At 38.7% G+C, this 20,923-nt stretch carries 14 protein-coding genes; 10 read left to right on the top strand and 4 right to left on the bottom strand.

Annotated features, from left to right (window positions below):
* Positions 1-17 precede the first annotated feature (17 nt).
* Positions 18-575: a Crp/Fnr family transcriptional regulator gene (locus BKK47_RS07975; RefSeq protein WP_077494334.1), complete on the bottom strand. Its 558-nt coding sequence runs from the start codon at positions 573-575 to the stop codon at positions 18-20.
* A 91-nt stretch (positions 576-666) separates the two neighbouring features.
* On the opposite strand from BKK47_RS07975, the gene BKK47_RS07970 reads away from it, so the two are divergent.
* On the top strand, positions 667-1,485 hold the full coding sequence (locus BKK47_RS07970; RefSeq protein WP_077494333.1) for a sulfite exporter TauE/SafE family protein: 819 nt from the start codon (positions 667-669) through the stop codon (positions 1,483-1,485).
* Between the two features lie 30 nt (positions 1,486-1,515).
* On the opposite strand, the gene BKK47_RS07965 is transcribed toward BKK47_RS07970, so the two are convergent.
* A complete protein-coding gene (locus BKK47_RS07965) occupies positions 1,516-2,142 on the bottom strand; it encodes a DUF1919 domain-containing protein (RefSeq protein WP_077494332.1) in 627 nt (208 codons plus the stop codon).
* 190 nt (positions 2,143-2,332) lie between these two features.
* On the opposite strand from BKK47_RS07965, the gene BKK47_RS07960 reads away from it, so the two are divergent.
* Positions 2,333-4,603, top strand: coding sequence for an NADP-dependent malic enzyme (locus BKK47_RS07960; RefSeq protein WP_077494331.1), 2,271 nt, complete (start codon positions 2,333-2,335; stop codon positions 4,601-4,603).
* Between the two features lie 49 nt (positions 4,604-4,652).
* Here BKK47_RS07960 and cmoB read toward each other — a convergent pair whose 3' ends face one another.
* The gene (gene cmoB / locus BKK47_RS07955; RefSeq protein WP_077494330.1) at positions 4,653-5,618 is read right to left on the bottom strand and encodes a tRNA 5-methoxyuridine(34)/uridine 5-oxyacetic acid(34) synthase CmoB; all 966 of its coding nucleotides are present in this window, start codon (positions 5,616-5,618) and stop codon (positions 4,653-4,655) included.
* Between the two features lie 160 nt (positions 5,619-5,778).
* Here cmoB and rng point away from each other — a divergent pair, with 160 nt between their 5' ends.
* The 8 genes from rng (at position 5,779) to uhpC (ending at position 20,419) form a co-directional block, all read left to right on the top strand.
* Entirely contained in the window at positions 5,779-7,254 is a 1,476-nt protein-coding gene (gene rng, locus BKK47_RS07950) for a ribonuclease G (RefSeq protein ID WP_077494329.1), read from the top strand.
* 336 nt (positions 7,255-7,590) lie between these two features.
* Entirely contained in the window at positions 7,591-9,378 is a 1,788-nt protein-coding gene (locus BKK47_RS07945; RefSeq protein WP_077494328.1) for an ABC transporter ATP-binding protein/permease, read from the top strand.
* 170 nt (positions 9,379-9,548) lie between these two features.
* Positions 9,549-12,182, top strand: coding sequence for a TonB-dependent receptor (locus tag BKK47_RS07940; protein ID WP_077494327.1), 2,634 nt, complete (start codon positions 9,549-9,551; stop codon positions 12,180-12,182).
* An 86-nt stretch (positions 12,183-12,268) separates the two neighbouring features.
* Positions 12,269-15,001, top strand: a complete 2,733-nt coding sequence (locus BKK47_RS07935; protein WP_158074757.1) for a M16 family metallopeptidase — start codon at positions 12,269-12,271, stop codon at positions 14,999-15,001.
* A 380-nt stretch (positions 15,002-15,381) separates the two neighbouring features.
* Positions 15,382-16,770: a hexose-6-phosphate:phosphate antiporter gene (gene uhpT / locus BKK47_RS07930; RefSeq protein WP_077494340.1), complete on the top strand. Its 1,389-nt coding sequence runs from the start codon at positions 15,382-15,384 to the stop codon at positions 16,768-16,770.
* Between the two features lie 247 nt (positions 16,771-17,017).
* Positions 17,018-17,626 carry a response regulator transcription factor UhpA gene (uhpA, locus tag BKK47_RS07925; RefSeq protein WP_077494325.1) on the top strand — a complete coding sequence of 203 codons (609 nt, stop codon included), beginning with the start codon at positions 17,018-17,020 and terminating at the stop codon, positions 17,624-17,626.
* Entirely contained in the window at positions 17,623-19,134 is a 1,512-nt protein-coding gene (gene uhpB, locus BKK47_RS07920; RefSeq protein WP_077494324.1) for a signal transduction histidine-protein kinase/phosphatase UhpB, read from the top strand. The genes uhpA and uhpB overlap by 4 nt, the downstream gene beginning before the upstream one ends.
* A 1-nt stretch (position 19,135) precedes the next feature.
* On the top strand, positions 19,136-20,419 hold the full coding sequence (uhpC, locus tag BKK47_RS07915) for an MFS transporter family glucose-6-phosphate receptor UhpC (RefSeq protein ID WP_077494323.1): 1,284 nt from the start codon (positions 19,136-19,138) through the stop codon (positions 20,417-20,419).
* Here uhpC and BKK47_RS07910 read toward each other — a convergent pair.
* On the bottom strand, positions 20,416-20,913 hold the full coding sequence (locus tag BKK47_RS07910) for a YbhB/YbcL family Raf kinase inhibitor-like protein (RefSeq protein ID WP_077494322.1): 498 nt from the start codon (positions 20,911-20,913) through the stop codon (positions 20,416-20,418). The genes uhpC and BKK47_RS07910 overlap by 4 nt on opposite strands.
* Positions 20,914-20,923: the final 10 nt, after the last annotated feature.

Genomic DNA, 20,923 nt, shown 5'->3' with positions numbered 1-20,923 from the left:
TAGGAATTGAAAATTGATCACTTCATTTTTATTTTTTTTAGTTCTCTCCCAATTCGAATGGCGGTTTCTGTTTCACACCCAGAGAATTCGGCGATTTCGCGATTTGTCCAATGGTAATTAGGATAATGGGAATTGAGATAATCTATACTGTGTAAGATTCTATCTTGTACTTTTTGATAGGCTGCCATTGATAAACGGCATTCTGCATCTTGTAATTCGGTAGAAAGCTGTTTGAGTAAATACAACATAAAAGAGGCATTCTGTTGCCAAAATTTATCAAAATCCAGCGGTGTAATTTTAATGATTTCAGCGGATTTCAATACCTTAGCGGAACAATGGTAATCATTTTGTGCAAAAAAAGTGCGAAAACCAAAGTAACTTTGTGCTTGGTAAATTCTTACCAGTGTTTCTTTCCCATTGTCTAATATGTGATAAAGTCCAATTAAACCGGATTTTAAATAATAAAACTCCTTGGTTTTTCGTCCTTGTAGATAAATTAATGTACCTTTTTCTTTTACGGAGAATTGAGTGATTTGGCAATTTGTTAATTGCGTATAAATAGGTACTTTGCACATAAGCTATCCTTAATTGTCGTAATATGACAATTATCATAAATGAAAGGGAGTCTCGTATTGTAGAATGCTCCTGTTTTAAATGGGAGGGAATATGTCAACTATTTCAATCTTTTTTATTTTGTTCATTTGTGGTGTTGTAGTCAATATTATGTCTGCTTTATTTGGCGTTGGTGGTGGTGTTTTATTGGTGCCGATTTTACGCACGCTTTTCCCACAGCTACCGATGCAGGTTATTGCTGCTTGTTCTCTCACCATTGTGATGTGTATTTCTATTATTAATTTAGCTTTATTTCGTCAGCAGTCAATTAAAATTAATAAGAAAAATCTTATCTTTTGGTCAATAGGCATCATTATAGGTGTACAAATTGGCTTTGAATTGAGTTTTTTCTTTTCTGATAAGTTGATCTCGGCAATTTTTGTAATTACTTTAATCTTACTCGGTTTGCGCACTCTTTTATACAGAAAAGATATTCAAGAAACGGCACAACGAAATCAATCGGAAATTTTATCAGGAATGTTGTACTGTGGATTCGGTGGATTTATTGCCGGCATTACAGGAATTGGTGGCGGTTCAATTATGGCCCCCTTAGTGGCACAATTAAAATCCGTCAGTCCAAAACAAATTGCGGTATATACCAACTATATGATGGTATTTGGTGGAGTGGGTAACCTTTATGGTTATTTATCTCGTCAGTCAAATTTAGCCACCCCTTATTTATCCGATTGGCAATTCGGTTATGTAAACTTTGCGATTGTCGGAGCTGTTGTGCTTGGCGCGTTGGCAAGCGCTTATTTTTCCATGAAATTACGCAATTTAATCAGTGATCGAGTGATCACTAAATTACTGGGATTGATTTTATTTACTATTGCCTGTTATATGGGAATTTGGCAGTATTTTTTTGCAATTTAGTAAAACACCGGTTCGCTACTATTAAATAATCTATGAATCTTGATTAAACCAAGCTACATAATCAAATTGATCATAATGTTTCTTGCCATTCCAACCGGAAAAAGCAAATAAATCACCCACTTGATTTTGTTGTTCAAAACCTTGAATGTAAAACGCAGAGCGTAAGTCTGGGTAAGGTTTATGGGTAAACACCACTTTATTTTTAAAGGGAAGCCGATCGAATTCTTCCAGCTCTTCATAAGCGATACCCTGTGCCCCGTCTTTATCTGTCATGATGATAAACAAATTATCTGGATTGATCCGAGAAGAGCGGGTTTGCCATTTTTCTCTTGCCTCTTGCTCACTATGATAATGCATGAAATGAATTTCAATATCTGCCAATTTTCCGATTGGGTAGTTTTTTTCAGAAGCAATAAACTCAAGGGATTGTTGTTGATAAAAAACAATATTCTGCAAATAACGAATAAAGTTTTTAGGGCTTAAGTAAAGATTAACAAAAGGTGAGTTAAAAGGTTCACCGAGATCGTGCAAAATAAACGCACCCACACAGTTAGCAGAGATAACCGTCATACCATGGTTTTTTAAACGCGATCTGAGCTGATGATTAATGAATTTTCTTTGCAGTTGATTTACTGCGGTTTTAATTTGTGATAGCAATAGTACCTCTCCTGAATAATTGTATGCTACCCCCTTTAATCTGTGAATTCAACCTATAATTTTTGTAAAAGATTTGTGAAAATTTGCGGTTCATCACAAATTTAGGCAAAAAAAGGGAGTATAATCAAGCCGTTTTTTCAATTTGGTTATGTGTTAACCAAGTTCCGTATCACAACAATGGAGTACTTATATGAGCGAACAACTACGCCAAGCAGCATTGGATTTTCACGAGTTTCCTATTCCCGGCAAAATTGAAGTTACCCCCACCAAATCATTGGCAACCCAGCGCGATTTAGCCCTCGCTTATTCTCCCGGCGTGGCGGAACCTTGTTTAGAAATTGAAAAAGATCCGTTGGCTTCTTATAAATATACCGCACGTGGTAATTTAGTCGCAGTTATTTCAAACGGTACGGCAGTTCTTGGATTAGGGAATATTGGCGCGCTTGCCGGTAAGCCCGTGATGGAAGGAAAGGGTGTCCTATTTAAAAAATTTGCCGGTATTAATGTATTTGATATTGAAGTGAATGAACATGATCCGGACAAATTAGTGGATATTATCGCTTCTCTTGAACCTACCTTTGGTGGCGTAAATCTTGAAGATATTAAAGCGCCGGAATGTTTTTATATTGAACAAAAATTACGTGAACGTATGAATATTCCCGTGTTCCACGATGATCAACACGGCACAGCAATTATTAGTGCGGCGGCAATTATTAATTCACTTCGCATCATAGGTAAAAAAATTGAGGAGGTGCGTCTTGTTGCATCAGGCGCTGGTGCGGCTTCAATTGCTTGTTTGAATTTATTGCTTTCCCTTGGGATGAAACGTGAAAACATCACCATTTGTGATTCAAAAGGCGTGGTCTATAAAAATCGTGGTGATCGTATGGATCAAACGAAAGAAGATTATGCGATTGAAGATAATGGTTGGCGTACATTAGCTGATGCCATTCCGAATACGGATATTTTCCTCGGTTGTTCAGCAGCCGGTGCATTGACACAAAATATGGTAAAAACCATGGCGGCACACCCGATTATTCTTGCTTTGGCAAATCCAAATCCGGAAATTACCCCACCGGAAGCGAAAGCAGTGCGCCCCGATGTGATAGTCTGTACCGGTCGTTCAGACTATCCAAACCAAGTCAATAATGTGCTTTGTTTCCCGTTCATCTTCCGTGGTGCGCTAGATGTTGGGGCAACTACGATTAATGAAGAAATGAAACGTGCGGCGGTTTATGCTATTGCCGATCTTGCCCTTGAGGAACAAAATGATGTAGTAACCTCTGCTTATGGCGGTGAAGGTGCAACATTTGGTCCTGAGTATGTGATTCCACGCCCATTCGACCCTCGTTTAATTGTACGTATCGCACCGGCAGTGGCAAAAGCAGCAATGGAATCCGGCGTAGCGACACGTCCAATTGAGAATTGGAGTGAATATACCGAAAAACTTACGCAGTTTGTTTATAAAACCAGCTTATTTATGCGTCCGATTTTTAGCCAAGCCAAATCCGCAAAACAACGTATTATTCTTGCTGAAGGTGAAGAGACAAAAGCCCTACATGCTGTACAAGAAGTCGTTTCCATGGAGCTCGCCTCGCCAATTTTAATTGGTCGTAAAGAAGTGATTGAGGAAAAAATCAAAAAGTTGGGTTTACGCTTAGAAGTGGGGGTAAACGTAGAAGTGGTGGATAATGAAAATAATCCACGCTATGAAGAATGTTGGAAATATTATTACAACCTCACAAAACGTAAAGGTATCACGCCGGCAATCGCTAAACGTGTTGTGCGTTCAAATACAACAGTGCTTGCCTCCGTCTTGGTAAATTTAGGCTATGCGGACGGATTAGTATGTGGTTTGTTTGGTTCTTATGGTAAACATTTAGACTCCATTAAAGATATTATTGGCTTGAAAAATGGTGTAAAAACCGCCGCGGCTTTAAATAGTCTTGTATTGCCAAGTGGTAATGTTTTCTTAACGGATACGCATGTCAATGATGACCCAAGTGCGGAAGAATTGGCGGAAATTACCTTAATGGCAGCGGATGAAGTACATCGTTTTGGTATTGAACCTGCAGTCGCTTTGCTTTCTCATTCCAATTTTGGTTCATCGAACACGCTAGGCGCACCGAAAGTACGTGATGCCTTGAAGATTGTACAAGAACATAACCCACAATTAATGATTGATGGCGAAATGCGGGGGGATATTGCGCTTTGTGCGGCACAACGTGCTGAAGTCATGCCGGATAGCCCATTAAAAGGCTCGGCAAATCTGCTTGTGTTCCCTAATTTAAGTGCTGCACGTATTAGTTATAGCCTATTGCGTGGTACTACCACCGCAGTCACCGTTGGTCCAATCTTGATGGGAATGAATAAATCCGCCCATATTTTAAACCCGTCAGCCTCCGTTCGTCGTATTATTAATATGATTGCTTACGCAGCGGTACAGGCACAGCAAGATTAGGTATTTTATTAATGAAAAGTGCGGTTAATTTTAACCGCACTTTTTTGTTTTATTTATTCGCCAAAATGACCGCTCTTTTAGGTGCCGGATAGCCCTCAATCGTTTTACTATGATCATTCGGATCTAAAAAATCAATGAGGCTTTCATTTTCCAGCCAATCGGTTTTACGTTGTTCTTCCAGTGTTGTAATGGCAACGTCCACACAGCGAACATTGGTAAAACCCGCTTTTTCCAACCAGTTTATTAAGGCGGGAACAGAGGGAATAAAATACACATTTTTCATTTTGGCATAGCGATCGGTCGGTACGAGAACGCTATTGACATCGCCATCAATGACTAGCGTTTCCAGTACTAATTCCCCACCTTTTTTCAGTTGGTTTTTTAGCTGGGTCAGATGATCCAAGGGGGATTTTCGATGATAAAGTACGCCCATGGAAAAAACCGTGTCAAAGGCAGCAAGGGGCTGCATTTGTTCTATGCCAAGCGGAATGAGGTTTACGCGGCGATCGTTGTTTAATAATTTACGTACGGCTTCAAATTGGCAGAGAAAAAGTTCGGTAGGATCAATGCCTACCACCATTTTGGCTCCCTCACCCAGCATACGCCACATATGATAACCGCTACCGCAGCCCACATCTAAAATAGTGCGATCTTTTAGGGGGGCGAGATGAGGAAGCACACGATCCCATTTAAAATCAGAACGCCATTCGCAATCTATATGAATACCAAATAGATGATAAGGCCCTTTTCGCCATGGCATAAGCTGTTTTAAATGATGAATAATGCGCTGTTTTTCGCCTTCCGAAAGGGGAGAAGTGCGGTCAGATTTCACCGCATTTTTTAAATCAATGGTATCTGCCGTTAAGTCAGGTAAAAAGTCGATGATTTTTGACCATTTCTCGTAATCACCATGAGTTTGTTTTTCCCACTCTTTTATTTGGAGAGGGAGGGTTTCAAGCCAATCAGAGAGAGGGCTTGTGGCGATTTGTTGATAAAAAGGGCGAAAATCGATCATTGAGTTTCCTTATAGGTTTTTCTGCTTAGTTGGCGTTACAGAGAATAATTTGTTTTACTTTGAAACTATTAAAATAGTCTTAAAGTATATTGAAGATTTGAGAAAGGGCGCATTTTACCCTATTATGCGAGTTCTTAAAATAAGATTTAGAGACAATAGAATGGATGCCGTAGAATTATTGATGAACGTTACGCCCAATGAAACCCGTATTGCATTGATGGAAATGGGCGGATTGAAAGAGGTTCATGTAGAACGCCAAGCCAAACGTGGCATTGTGGGAAATATTTATAAAGGGCGGGTAATGCGTGTATTGCCCGGTATGCAGTCCGCTTTTGTGGATATTGGCTTGGAAAAAGCGGCATTTTTACATGCTTCCGATATTGTGTCTCACACAGAATGTGTTGATGAAAATGAGCAGAAGCAATTTAAAGTAAAAAGTATTTCTGAGCTGGTTCGAGAGGGACAGGATATTGTCGTACAAGTTGTAAAAGATCCCCTAGGTACAAAAGGTGCACGTTTAACCACTGATATTACATTACCTTCCCGCTATCTTGTATTTATGCCGGAAAATAGCCATGTAGGGGTATCACAACGTATTGAAAGTGAAGAAGAACGAACCCGTTTGAAGGCATTGGTAGAACCTTTCTGTGATGAATTAGGGGGATTTATTATTCGCACGGCAACAGAGGGGGCAACTGAGGAAGAGCTTCGCCAAGATGCGGAATTTCTTAAACGTTTATGGCGAAAGGTATTAGAACGTAAAAGTAAATATCCTACCCGCTCAAAGATTTATGGTGAACCGGCACTCCCACAGCGAATTTTACGTGATTTTATTGGGACGAGATTGGAAAGAATCCGTATTGATTCAAAGCTTTGTTTCAACGAAGTGAAAGAATTTACCGATGAATTTATGCCGGAATTAAGCGATAAGTTAGTACTTTACTCCGGAAATCAACCGCTCTTTGATGTGTATGGCGTGGAAAATAGCATTCAACAGGCTTTAGATCGACGGGTGAATTTAAAATCCGGTGGTTATTTGATTATCGAACAAACAGAAGCGATGACGACTATTGACATCAACACCGGCGCATTTGTCGGGCATCGTGATTTAGCAGAAACGATTTTTAACATCAACATTGAAGCAACAAAAGCTATTGCCCAACAACTTCAGTTACGCAATCTTGGTGGAATTATCATCATTGATTTTATTGATATGCACTTGGAGGATCACCGCAACCGAGTATTGGAATCTTTACAAGAGGCTCTTTCCAAAGATCGTGTTAAAACAAATGTTAATGGTTTCACTCAACTTGGTTTAGTTGAAATGACACGTAAGCGAACCCGTGAAAGCCTTGAACATATTCTTTGTGATGAATGTCCGGTATGCCGTGGTCGTGGCCATGTGAAAACGGTGGAAACGGTATGTTATGAAATTATGCGTGAGGTAATTCGCGTGTATCATTTATTCAGCAGCGAGCAATTTGTTGTATATGCTTCCCCAGCAGTGGCGGAATATTTAATTAACGAAGAATCTCATGGGCTTTTACCCGAAGTGGAAATGTTTATTGGCAAACGTGTCCAAGTAAAAACCGAACCCTTTTATAACCAAGAGCAGTTTGATGTTGTGGTGATGTAACAAAGTGGTGGTAAAACAAAAGTGCGGTCAATTTTGACCGCGCTTTTTTATGTTTTCGATATTATGTGTCTGTTGCACAACGCTATTTTGGGGCTCGCTTGTAGGGATATATTGCAAGTGCCAAAATTTTAATATATTGAAATGATTTGTTTCTTATAAGGGACACACGCAGTATCTCCCTACGTTCGTTGGAATTTCTGTTTTGTACTTTCCACATAACATCATCACTTTTGAAATAATATCAAATCATTTCTTATTACGATTGATTATCAACTAGAGTTTAATGTTATACTGCGAAACCATAAATGGTTTTTACTTATCTACTAAGGACACGAAGTGAATTGGACGCAAGAATTGTTGAATTCTTTTTATTGGATAATCAGTGTCATGGGGATTATTTTGACGATTTCTCCCCTGGTTGCATTCCTTTTGATCAGGATGACTAAGTGGGGAAGAGAGTTTTGGCTTTTAAGTGCTGATTATTTTTCAATTAAACGCAGAATTAAACCTTTGGCTTATTTTTTCACTGTGCTATTTTTTAGCTTGGTGACAGTTCGAATTGATATTTTATTATCAGAATGGAATAAAGCCTTATACAACGCATTGCAAAAGTTGGATGCCGCTGAATTTTGGGGGCAAATTATTGTTTTTGCTGTGTTATCAAGCGTGCATATTGCCAATGCCTTGTTAATTTATTATGTACAGAAAGCCTTCACGATTCATTGGCGAAAATGGGCAAATGAAGCCATTTTAGATAAATGGTTTGTCAATCAAGCCTATTATAAAATGCTCTGTGATAGTGAAAAAACCGATAATCCGGATCAACGTATTCAACAGGATATTACCGCTTATATTACAAATTCCTTAAATTTATCCTTGGGATTAATCAAGTCCGTGACTTCAATGGTGTCATTTACGATTATTTTATGGGGGCTATCAGGTCCTATGCAGATAGGGGATTTTACGTTGCCTCATGCTATGGTGTTTTGGGTTTTTATTTATGTATTAGCCAGCACCGTATTTGCTTTTAAAATTGGTAAACCTCTAATCAGGCTTAATTTTAATAATGAGAGATTGAACGCTAATTATCGTTACTCTTTAATGCGTATGAAAGAATATGCCGAAACTATCGCCTTTTTTAAAGGTGAAAAAGTAGAAAAAAATCAGCTACTCGCTCAATTTAACAAAGTGATTGATAATGTTTGGAAAATTGTACATCGAACCCTAAAATTTAATGGATTTAATCTTGCGGTGACACAGGTGTCGACAATTTTTCCCTTTTTAATTCAGGCGACCCGCTTTTTTGAGAAGCAAATCCAATTAGGTGAATTAATGCAAACGGCCCAAGCTTTTAGAAGGGTTCAGTCCTCTCTCTCTTTTTTCCGTAATATTTATGATGATTTTGCCGGTTATCGTGCGGTGTTGGAACGTTTGAGTGGTTTTTATCAAGCTACTGGGGAAGCCCGCCATTTTGTCAATATTAAAATTGAAGAAGATAAAAATAACGTTATTTTTGAAGATCTTACTGTTAAAACCCCTGAAGGGGAGGTTTTAGTTAGGGAACTTAACATTCATTTATCTTTAGGAGATACATTATTAATTCAAGGTCTTTCAGGTTCAGGGAAGACGACCCTGTTGAGAGCGGTTGCCGGTTTGTGGCGATATGCAGAAGGAAAAATATCTTACCCACGCCATAATAGTTTATTTATTGCCCAAAAAACGTATTTACCTCAAGGTCGTTTGATTGATGCACTATATTACCCAAATACTGTGCCTACTGATGTTGATCTCAATGATGTTGCAAGCGTTTTAGATAGGGTTCAATTAGCACATCTTGTTGAAAAATTAGAGGAAGAAAATGATTGGACAAGAATTTTATCTCTTGGCGAGCAACAACGTATTTCTTTTGCCCGAATATTACTTTATCGTCCTATGATGATTTTTTTAGATGAGTCAACGGCAGCACTCGATGAGTATCTGGAAGAGCAGATGTATCTTCTTCTGAGAAAAGCATTGCCGAGAAGTATCATTATTAGTGTAGGACATCGTTCTACATTATTTCATCATCACCAGCAATGTTTACGACTTCATACCGATGGAACTTGGTGCTTAACTAACCTTTAACCATAGTTCGGATATGAATTCTTTTTTGAATTTTGGGGGAGATTTATTGAAAATATCTCCCTCATTTGTTTGAATTTGTGATCTACCTCTCATTTTTTTCATTTTATTTTTAGTACACTCTATCACTGGTAATGATAATCTTTCTTATTTGAAAAAGAATTTAGCTTATTATGATGAAAAAAACACAGGTTGCGACATTCATTTCTTCTTTATTTTTTACTTCAATAGCCTATGCTGATAGTTCGGAATCGGAAAATCAATTAGAGACGATTTCTGTGATTGCGAACTCATCATCGGGGTTTTCCGGTGCTGTAACACTTTCATCGGAGGATATAGCCCGTAAACCGGCAAGAAATGGGAATATTTCAGAATTACTTAAGAATAATCCGGCAGTACAGTTTAGCGGTACAACAAATAATTCAGCACAGGCGGGTGAAATTGCCCCTGATTTAGTCAGTTTTCATGGTGAGCCTTATTATAACAATAGCTATTTAATTGATGGTTTATCAAACAGTGATATGCTTAACCCTGGTTCATCTAATGGAGGGTATCGATCTGCTGAGGATTTTACTCAACCCACTTCTATGTATATTGCCCCCGGGTCGCCGGAATCTTTCTACATTAATAGTCGTTTATTAGGCAATGTTGCTGTTTATGATAGCAATATACCGGCAAAATATTCTCGCTTTACCGGTGGCGTTGTCGATGCACAAATTAAAGAACCTGAAGTCTCAAAATCAAGTGGTTCAATCAGCTACCGTACCACTCGTGATAGTTGGACATCGTTTCAACTTAGTGATGAAGAGCGGTTAGAATTTGATAATGCTTACGCTGAAAGCAATGTCCAACCAAAATTTACTAAACATATTTTTGATTTCACGTTAAATCAGCCTATTAATGATAAAGCCGGTATATTATTCAGCTATAACCGTACACAGTCTAAAATGCCGGAATATCATCAGGGACTAAATCGTTGGGAAAAAGAGCGGCGTTTAGCAGAAACCTTTTTGGTGAAAGGCAGCTATCAAACAAGTGATCAACATAAATTATTGGCTACATTACTATATTCTCCTCATGAAAGTGTGTATTACAACGACAATGTTAAAAATGGGCGCTATGTAAGTGATGGTGGTGGTTGGCGTGCTAACATTGAATCACAATATGCAGATGATTGGGGGATAGTGAAGAGTATTCTTGCTTATCAGTATAACCGCAATCGAATCGCTTATGATGCAGGTACAAATTATTACAATTGGGTAGGGAATACTTTGCTGAGTACAGCCGGCACAGAATGGTGTTCGTTAAAAAATAAAAAATCGGGAAAATGTGATTATAAGCGAGAAGGGGGAATCGGTGAGTTATCTTCAGAGCTTAAAACATTAACATTGAAACAAGATTATGAATTAGAGCCTCTAAATTGGGGAAAGAGCGAACATAAGCTCTCTTTGGGCTGGCAGATAGATTTTGCTTCCGCACAGTCTGAGCGTCCAAATGCTGTGCGTTATATGCAATCAGTTCTTAATTATAACGGAAAAGATGGACGGGTTGTTTTAGCGCCAAATTTTAATTCATTATTCAGAAATACGGGAAAAAATTGCCTTGATTGTATTCCAACTGAACAATTTCAAAATAGAATGACCTATTACCCGGCTTTTAATACGAAAGTCAATGTGAATAACTATAATCTCTATTTTTCTGACGAAATTTATTGGCAACGTTTTAAATTTGTACCGGGTGTCAATGTAAACTATGACAGCTTCTTAAAAAATCTCAATATTGCCCCTCGTTTTGCCTTTAATATTAATGTGTTAAATGATGACAGCTTTAATATTACAGGGGGTTATAACCGTTATTTTGCTAACAATATGTTGGCTTATGCGTTACGTTCAAATATTCCTTGTAATCGGGAAGGAGAGCGTTATGCGGATAAAAATGGTGTGGGGGAATGGAAATTGGGTGATTGTACCAACAACTCTATTTCTTGGGCGAACAGTCGGGATTTAAAAACACCTTATAGTGATGAATATAACCTTGGTTTTAACTACCGGCTAGCGGATCACACCTTGGTATTTAACTGGGTTCATCGTAAAAGTGAGCGCCAATTTACACCGGTGAAACAGGATTTGAAAAAGAACGCACCTAAAGAAATGTCAAATGAGGGTAAAGGGCAAACCAACACCTTTACACTTAGCTTCCAAAATAATAAAGCCTATCAATTGGGTAAAATATTGATGAACTATCGTGCCGGTTTACGCTATCAAAATCGACATGTGAATTATCATGGTAATTATGATGATAGCTTAGTTTTCGATCCCGCTGCATTTAATGGTCGATACTACCTTTTTGAAGGGAAACGTTATGCCACGGTAAATGAATTACCACCGTTTAACTTTAATCAACCTTGGGAAGGCTTTCTTGAACTTCAAACCGATATTCCGGCTTGGAATTTAAAGTGGACACATACTCTTAATTATAAAACGGGCTATAAAGCTTATAACCGCTATGATGTTGCTCAATGTGTGAACTCAAGCCAGCCTCAAGCCTGCGGTGATTATAGTGGGGCGGTTTATGATTACCGTCTGAAAAAATACAGTGGAAAAGCTACATTAGATTGGCATTTACTTTGGGCATTACCTATCCGTGAACAAAAAATGGAAGTGAGCCTTGATGTATTGAATGTCTTCAACAGTCGGATTGCAACCGCGAGTCCTCGTTCTGAATATTTAGGTGGAACGGAAAGCCAAAGCACAACGAGTTATGAATTAGGTCGTCAATTTTGGCTAGGCATTGCTTATCACTGGTAACCAATATATCTATTTATCAAAAAAGAGAACACGTTAGGATGATGATGTCCTAACGTGGTTTTTATTTGCAGTTTATGGAGTTGATTTTGCGTAACCTATTTTATCTTTTCTTATTTTTATTTTCGGCAAACGTTGTTGCCGTTTCCCCTATTCCTGTTCAGGGACAATTAGAAAACGGTTTACGTTACACGATTTTACCTATTCATACCCAGCCACAGCGTGTTGATGTCATTATGCGGGTTTATGCCGGTGCGATTGATGAAACGCCGGCACAAAGTGGTGTTGCTCATATGGTGGAACATATGGCGTTTCGTGCCACGGAAACTCATTCAAAAGGCGTGATGCCCTACCTTCATCAGCAAGGTTGGTTACGGGGAAAAAATTACAATGCCTTTACCAACCAAGAAAACACGACCTATATTTATATTCCACCGAAAGCATTCAGCCTAACGGAAACATTGGATGTGGTGAAACAAATGCTTTTTAAGGCTCAAATTACGGCGAGTGATTGGGAAGATGAACGTAAAATTATTTTAGAGGAGTGGCGGACAAGAGACAGCTCAAAACGACGTCTCTTTGAACAACGCCAAAGTTCTTATCGTGTTGGTTCACGTTATGAAAATCGCCCGGTGATTGGTACGGAAAAGAGTATCAACACGATGCCGGTTACTGAATTACAACGATATTACAAAACGTGGTATGTACCCAATAATATGCAGTTACTGCTTGTTGGAGATATTAAAGCAAATGAGGCTGAAAAATTAATCAAAACGTTTTTTGCCGATTTGCCTCGAAAAGTACTTCCTACTCGGGGTAACGATTATTATGAGCCTGCATTAGATGAACAAATTAAAGTTGATAGGCTTAGTGATCCCCAAAATAGCAATAGTCAAGTGAGCTATTTATGGCGGTTTGATGACAGTGCAAGCCAAGCTCAAACAGAGATGGGGTTTGAACAACGTCTTATTAATCAATTAGCCGTAAATAGTTTAAATCAGCGTTTTAGAAACGAAAAAGATCAAATACCGACAACCTTGTCTTCTCTCTCTGCCCGCCAGATCCCAGTAGGAAAAATAACATCGGCTTTAGTTCTTTCCGCTAATGTTGAGAAACAATCACATCGTGTTGGGGCAAATTATATTATTGAGCAAGCCGAGCGACTAAAACGTTATCCGATTACACAGGCAGAATTGGATAAACAGAAAGAAAAAATTTTATTTCAGCTAGAAAATGACAAGGTAACCCAACAAAATTTCACCTTTGAAGATTGGGTGCAAGCTATGATTAATACCCTACTGAATGAGAAAGCCTACTATAACCAAGTTCAAATTGAACAAATGACTAAAAATGGAATAGAAAAAATCAGTTTAGCGGAGGTTAATCAGCGTATTCAATATTGGCTTAATGCTTCCGATCAAGTTTTTCAATATATGCCGCCATTAAATGTTGAAATGTCGCCAATTAAACTGACGGAAATTCAACAATGGTGGAAAATCGCTAGACAAGCCGATTTTCGTCGTCCCACAGAAAGTGCAAATGAGAAAATGACATTTTCTCCGCTAAAACAACAAGGTCGTATTGTGAAAGAGCAACGTTTTCCAACACAAAATACAGTGCGTTGGACGCTTTCTAATGGGGATATTGTCGTTTGGTTAAAATCTCCGATTGCAAAAACAAAAAGCTATTTTGTTGCACAAAATCAGGCCGGCTCCAATGCCCCGATTATTCAAGATTGGAAAGGCAAATTGGCAATACAACTTATTGGCAATAATGCACCACTCAATTGGACACGTAATCAAATGCTGGAGTGGAAAGAAAATAATCATATTCCCCTTGTTATTCGGCAAAGTTTTGACAAGCTTAATATTCTCAGTACCGTTGAAAACAATAAATTTGCCGACTTACTTCGTTTCTACTATGCACAACAGAAAGAAACGACAATAAAAGAAGAATTTGATAAAACGAAAAGGGAAAAAATCCGCAGTGTTGAGTTACAGTCTCAGTCTGATGACTTTAAACGTAATTTAGCATGGGAAACCTTTGTTTACGGGCAGCCTATCAATCCTCAACCGAGTATTAAACAAATTGAAATGCTCACAGAGTCAGATCTGATGCAACAATGGCAGGCTCTTTCTCGTGTACCGGTTACCTACTTTATTCTGAATAATATGGAAGAAAGAAAAGTGCGGTCACTTCTGGAACAGAATTTAGCTGGGATTGAACGGGGAAAAAATATTGAGACCGAGCCCTTAAAAGTGCAGTCGGGGTCTTTAGAAGAAAAATTTGCGATGAATCCTGAATCAAAGGATAACGTGTATATCTCGTGGTTTACGCCGGATAACTGGGAAGCGAAAAAAGCCTTGATGATTGAATTTGCCGGTAACATTGCTTCGGAAAAATTAAGCCAAAAAATGCGGGATGAAACACTCGGTATTTATAGCAAACGCTTTAAAAGCCGCTTACAAGCGGAGACTAACCGAATACAAACAACATTAACTTTTTCCTCCAATCCTGAGATGACAGATAAACTGATTGAAATGGCAAAACGGGTATTAGCGGATTTACCTACCAGCATCACGGCAGAAGAATTTGATACGGCAAAACGTTATTTTTACCAAACGGAAGAAAGCCAACAGCAATCTCCTGAGGCATGGTTAGAGCGACTCATTTATAGTGAAAACCGTTTTCATACCCCTCAGTATTTAACGGAAATTAATCAGCTTGTTGAAAGCATTACCCTTGATGAAGTAAAGTCTGTTGCGAAATATCTCTATAATCCTGAAAATCAACGGATATTTATTACAACGCATAAAAAATAAATTTTCTATGGGAAGTTCATAGCAATAAACAAAAAAGTATTTCAATGAAATATAGGGGCGTTATAAAACCAAATCATTTCAAACCGTCAAAATTTTAACCTGTTGAAATAACTTGATTTTTATAACGGATACACGCAGTGTATCCCTACAATGTCGTTGAAATTTCTATTTTGTGCATTTGCTACATAATACCGAATAAAAGAAAAAGTGCGGTGAAAATTGACCGCACTTTTTCCTTTCAATTTGTGATCTACCTCACATTTTTATAAGAAAACACTGTAATCTAGGAAAAATTCTTAGGGTTTCTACGTGATATTTGCAAGGGAAATAATGGATTCCGATCTAATATGCGCAAAATTATTTTATTCGGAGTCTATATTATGCTTAATTTTTTAAACGAAGTGAGAAAACCGACACTTGACTTACCTGTTGAGGAACGTCGCAAAATGTGGTTTAAACCTTTTATGCAATCTTATTTTGTTGTATTTTTTGGTTATATGGCCATGTATTTGGTGCGTAAAAATTTCAATATTGCCCAAAATGATATGATCGATACTTATGGGCTAACCAAAACCCAATTAGGGATGATAGGGTTGGGATTCTCCATCACTTACGGTATTGGTAAAACCGTGGTGTCTTATTATGCCGACGGGAAAAATACCAAGCAATTTGTTCCGTTTATGTTAATTCTTTCTGCCCTTTGTATGTTGGGATTCAGTGCAAGTATGGGCAGCGGTAGCGTTGCAATTTTCCTGATGGTGGCATTCTATGCGTTAAGTGGTTTCTTCCAAAGTACCGGCGGATCTTCAAGTTATTCTACCATTACAAAATGGACACCACGTAAAAAACGTGGCATGTTTTTAGGTTTTTGGAATCTTTCCCATAATGTGGGTGGTGCAGCCGCAGCGGGTGTGGCATTGTTTGGTGCAAATGTATTTTTTGATGGCCATGTGCTAGGAATGTTTGTGTTCCCTTCAATTGTTGCATTAATCATCGGTTTTATTGGTTTACGTTATGGCAGTGATTCTCCTGAAGCTTATGGTTTAGGCAAAGCGGAGGAATTATTTGGGGAGGAAATTTCTGAAGAAGATAAAGATGCAGAAGAAAATCAACTCACGAAAAAGCAGATTTTTATCCAATATGTTTTGAAAAACAAAGTAATTTGGTTACTTTGCGTTGCAAATATTTTTCTTTACATTGTGCGTATTGGTATCGACCAATGGTCTCCAGTGTATGCTTACCAAGAATTAGGTTTTTCAAAAGATGCTGCAATTTCAGGTTTTGCCCTCTTTGAAATTGGAGCTCTGGTCGGGACATTTTTATGGGGATATTTATCTGATTTAGCGAATGGTCGCCGTACCCTATTGGCTTGTGTGGCATTAATCCTTATTGTGTTCTCTCTTGAGTTCTATCAATTTGCAACAAATGAGACCATGTATTTAGTCACCTTATTTATTCTTGGCTTCTTAGTTTTCGGTCCACAATTATTAATTGGTGTCGCTGCTGTCGGTTTCGTACCGAAAAAAGCGATTGCGGTCGCAGATGGTGTAAAAGGAACTTTTGCTTATTTAATTGGCGATAGTTTTGCGAAATTAGGCTTGGGAATGATTGCAGATGGTACACCTATTTTTGGTTTAACCGGTTGGGAAGGCACTTTCGCCGCCTTAGATATTTCTGCGGTAGTCTGTATGGTGTTATTGGCCTTTGTGGCGATTGCTGAAGAACGTAAAATCCGTTATTTGAAAAAACGAGAAGCGGCAAAATCTTAGAAGAAGCGTTTAATCCCATCATTCATTATGCAAAGTACGGTCAAAATAGAAAGATTTTTGGTATTTATAGCAAATACATAAGAACAGAAATTCCAACGAAATATAGGGACAGTGGTTGGCTGTCCCTACAAGTATCCCAAAATCAGTTTTGTGCGACTGCTACATCATGCCATAAAATCATCAAGAATTGACCGCACTTTTTTCAGTGCTAAAATCCGTCCCTTCTAAAAAAACAGAGGAAACCACAATGATAAAAGTTGCACTCATTGATGATCACATCATTGTGCGCTCAGGATTTGCGCAGTTACTTTCACTGGAAGAAGAGATTGTTGTCGTGGGGGAGTTTGGTTCGGCGAAAGAAACCCGCCAAAAGTTACCTCACACAAAAGCCGATGTGTGTATTATTGATATTTCAATGCCTGATGAAAGTGGATTGGAACTGCTAAAAAGTATTCCTTCCGGTATTCATTGCATTATGCTCAGTGTAAATGATAGCGAAATTGTGGTTAAAAAAGCGTTGGAACAAGGTGCAAAAGGCTACTTAAGCAAGCGTTGCAGTCCTGATGAGCTGATACAAGCTGTTCGCACCGTGTATGCCGGTGGCGTTTATTTAATGCCGGAATTGACGGTGAAATTGGTTTCAAATCGCACCGGCAACCCATTTGATCTGCTAACAAAACGTGAATTGCAAATTTGCGAATTGCTAAGTCAGGGACTTGAGGCTAAAGAGATGGGCGAAAAATTAGGCTTGAGTTTTAAAACGATTCATGCCCATCGTGCCAATATTATGAGCAAGTTAGAAGTGAAAAATAACGTAGAATTGACGAATTTATTTCACCAACATTATAAAGTATGACGTCATTGCTGACCTTTCTTTACAGTGGTTTCATTTTGTTTTGTGCCTACTTTTCTTTATGGGCGATTTCCGATTATTTACTCGAAAATACCTTAATGGCATTACTGTTTTTACCTTTTGCTTTTCGGTTAGGGGTTAATTTACATATGCCAAAAGTATTTTGGTGGGTAAGTTATGGTGCTGAATTTTCTGTCTTGGGGTTGCTAATCTATGCGTCACAGGATGAATATTATTTGTCGTCCGGCATTTTAGCTCTTATTAGTGTGCCTATTACGCTGGTGATAAAGGAATATTACCAAGGTAATGAAATCCGTAAGCTCATCGTACAGAGTGGATTAGCACTTGTGATGAGTTTCATGAATGGCTTGGTTGGGGCGATACTTTCATTTTCCTTTTTTTATACGTTTCTGGTCAGTTTTACCGGAATGTTATTGATAATGCCCGCCTGCTTTTTAGTCGATGAATATCTTTTTAAGCGTGCTTGGATTCCGCTTACCGCACGATTGGTACATAAGCCGATTTCGTTACGAGCCAAACATATTCTAATTTATATCTTATTGTTTTTATTGAATATACTTATTCAAATTTATACGCCGGAAGAGTTTCATCGGTTTACTTTATTTTTCCTCTCTGTCCCCATTATTTTGCTCGCCTATGCCTATGGTTGGCAGGGGGCATTGCTTGGTACATTGTTAAATAGTATTGCGCTCACGGCGACGATGGGGAATTTTTCGAGTGGGGCATTAACGGATTTGTTACTTTCCCTTTCTGCACAAACGATTACGGGAATTTTTCTCGGTTTAGCGATTCAGCGGCAACGGGATCTGAATCAAAGTTTGTCGACAGAACTGAATCGTAATCGCCATCTCACTCGGAAACTTATTAATACGGAAGAGGCGATTCGTCAAGACATCTCCCGTGAATTACACGATGAAATAGGACAAAACATCACGGCAATTCGTATGCAGGCTTCTATTATGAAACGTTTGGAACCTTCCCCTAAAATAACGGAAGTGGTCGGGATGATTGAGCAACTTTCTCTAAACATTTACGATACTACAAAGGGATTATTAAACCGTATTCGCCCTAAAATGTTAGATGATGTTTCACTCCAGCAGGCGATTCAGAATTTACTTTTAGAACTCGATCTCAAAACTCACGGAATTTCGACCGCACTTTTTTGGGAAGATAAAGATAATGTAAAACTTGAGCATATCCAAGAAATTACCCTTTATCGTTTATGTCAAGAAGGATTGAATAATATTGTTAAACATTCTGCTGCCACTGCGGTGAGTCTTGCCATTATTATTCGTAAAGATATTCAATTAATCATTCAGGATAACGGTAAGGGATTTGATCCGACAAAAGTCAAACAAGGTTTTGGCTTGAAGGGGATGCAAGAACGGGTTGATATTTTATGTGGGACATTTCAATTGATTTCCTGTGAACAAAGAATATCGCCAAAGCAGCACGGCACAACGATTAAAATTACTCTGCCAAGGATTTAAGATGACAATATTTTCCTCAAAAATTGACCGTACTTATAGCTATTGGCGTATGCATTTGATGATCGCCATGTATATCGGTTATGCAGGCTTTTATCTCACAAGAAAGAGTTTCAATTTTGCCGTACCGGAAATGATCACCGATCTTGGTATTGAAAAAAGTGATATTGGGTTGATGGCGACCTTATTTTATATCACCTACGGGGGATCAAAATTTTTTTCAGGGATATTTTCCGATAAATCAAATCCTCGTCATTTTATGGCAATTGGTCTGATGATGACGGGGATTCTTAATATTGTCTTTGGATTATCAAATTCTGTGTTGTTTTTTACCGCACTTTGGGTGGCTAATGCGTGGTTTCAAGGCTGGGGCTGGCCTGCCTGTTCTAAGTTATTGACGAGTTGGTATTCTCGTCATGAACGTGGGCATTGGTGGTCGATTTGGAATACAGCGCACAATGTGGGAGGCGCATTGATTCCTTTGCTTATTGGTTATGTGACGTTACATTATAGTTGGCGCCATGGTTTTGCCATTGCCGGGGGATTGGCGATTTGTATTGGTTTTTTCTTGTTATGGCGATTACGTAATACACCGGAGTCCATGGGACTACCTAGTGTCGGACATTGGCGAAATGACGAATTGGAACTCAAGCAAGAATCTCTAGCTCCCCATTTAAGTTGGCGGGAAATTTTGCGCCGTTATGTTTTTTTGAATAAATATATTTGGTTGTTAGCGTTAAGTTATACCCTCGTTTATGTGGTGCGAACAGCGATTAATGATTGGGGCAATATTTATCTTACTGAAAAATACCATTACGACTTGGTTTCAGCCAACAGTGTCTTAGCGTTATTTGAAGTAGGGGGCTTTTTAGGATCACTTGTAGCCGGTTGGGGATCGGATCGCCTGTTTTCTAGTAATCGTGGACCGATGGCATTGATTTTTGCTATTGGTATTTTCTTTTCCATTACCGCTTTATGGTTGTTACCAAAAGAAAATTATATTTTACAGACCGCACTTTTCTTTGTGGTTGGTTTTTTTATTTTTGGTCCTCAAATGTTAATCGGTATGGCTGCGGCAGAATGTTCCCATAAAAAAACACCCGGCACAGCGACCGGGTTTGTGGGATTATTTGCTTACCTTGGCGCTGCTATTGCAGGCTATCCATTGGCACTGATTATGAAATATTTCCATTGGACGGGATTTTTCATAGTTGTTACTTGTTGTGCAGCCGGTATTGCGCTTTCATTATTACCGTTTTTGAAAGCGCAAGATCCAACTAAAAACTAAACATCATAGGTTCCCATCACAACCGCTTGATCTAAAATATGCCCTTGCATGGCAAAATGAAGATCATTGAAACGAAAACCCGGTTTAACATCGAGTTTGGTATCGAGGGCATACACAATCAATTCATAACGATGTAAACAATTCGGGGGAGCCATACCGCCGTAAGCGGAGGCTTCATCAAGTTCAAATTTGCCTAACACACTCGCCCAAGAATTCGCACCTTGTACATAATCCGTTGCGGCTTGGCTTTCGTTTTCTTGCACATTTGTGCGTTCAAGATTGGCGATTAACCAGTGAATCCAAACAAATCCGCTTGCGGTAATCGCATCTTTATCTTCAAGTACCACGGCGAAAGATTTTGTACCTTCCGGCGCACCTTGAATTTCAAAGGGAATGGAATAGGTGGGCATACCGTTTGGGCTAAATTGGGTTCCACGTTTGCCGTATTTGTCTTCAAATACTCCATTTTTGATGGCAGAGCTGGTTACGATCATCATATTCTCC

The organism is Rodentibacter mrazii (assembly GCF_001998825.1).
GTDB classification, from domain to species: Bacteria; Pseudomonadota; Gammaproteobacteria; order Enterobacterales; family Pasteurellaceae; genus Rodentibacter; species Rodentibacter mrazii.
Note: the sequence above shows the minus strand (reverse complement) of the source record. Positions and strands in the feature narration are given on the sequence as shown.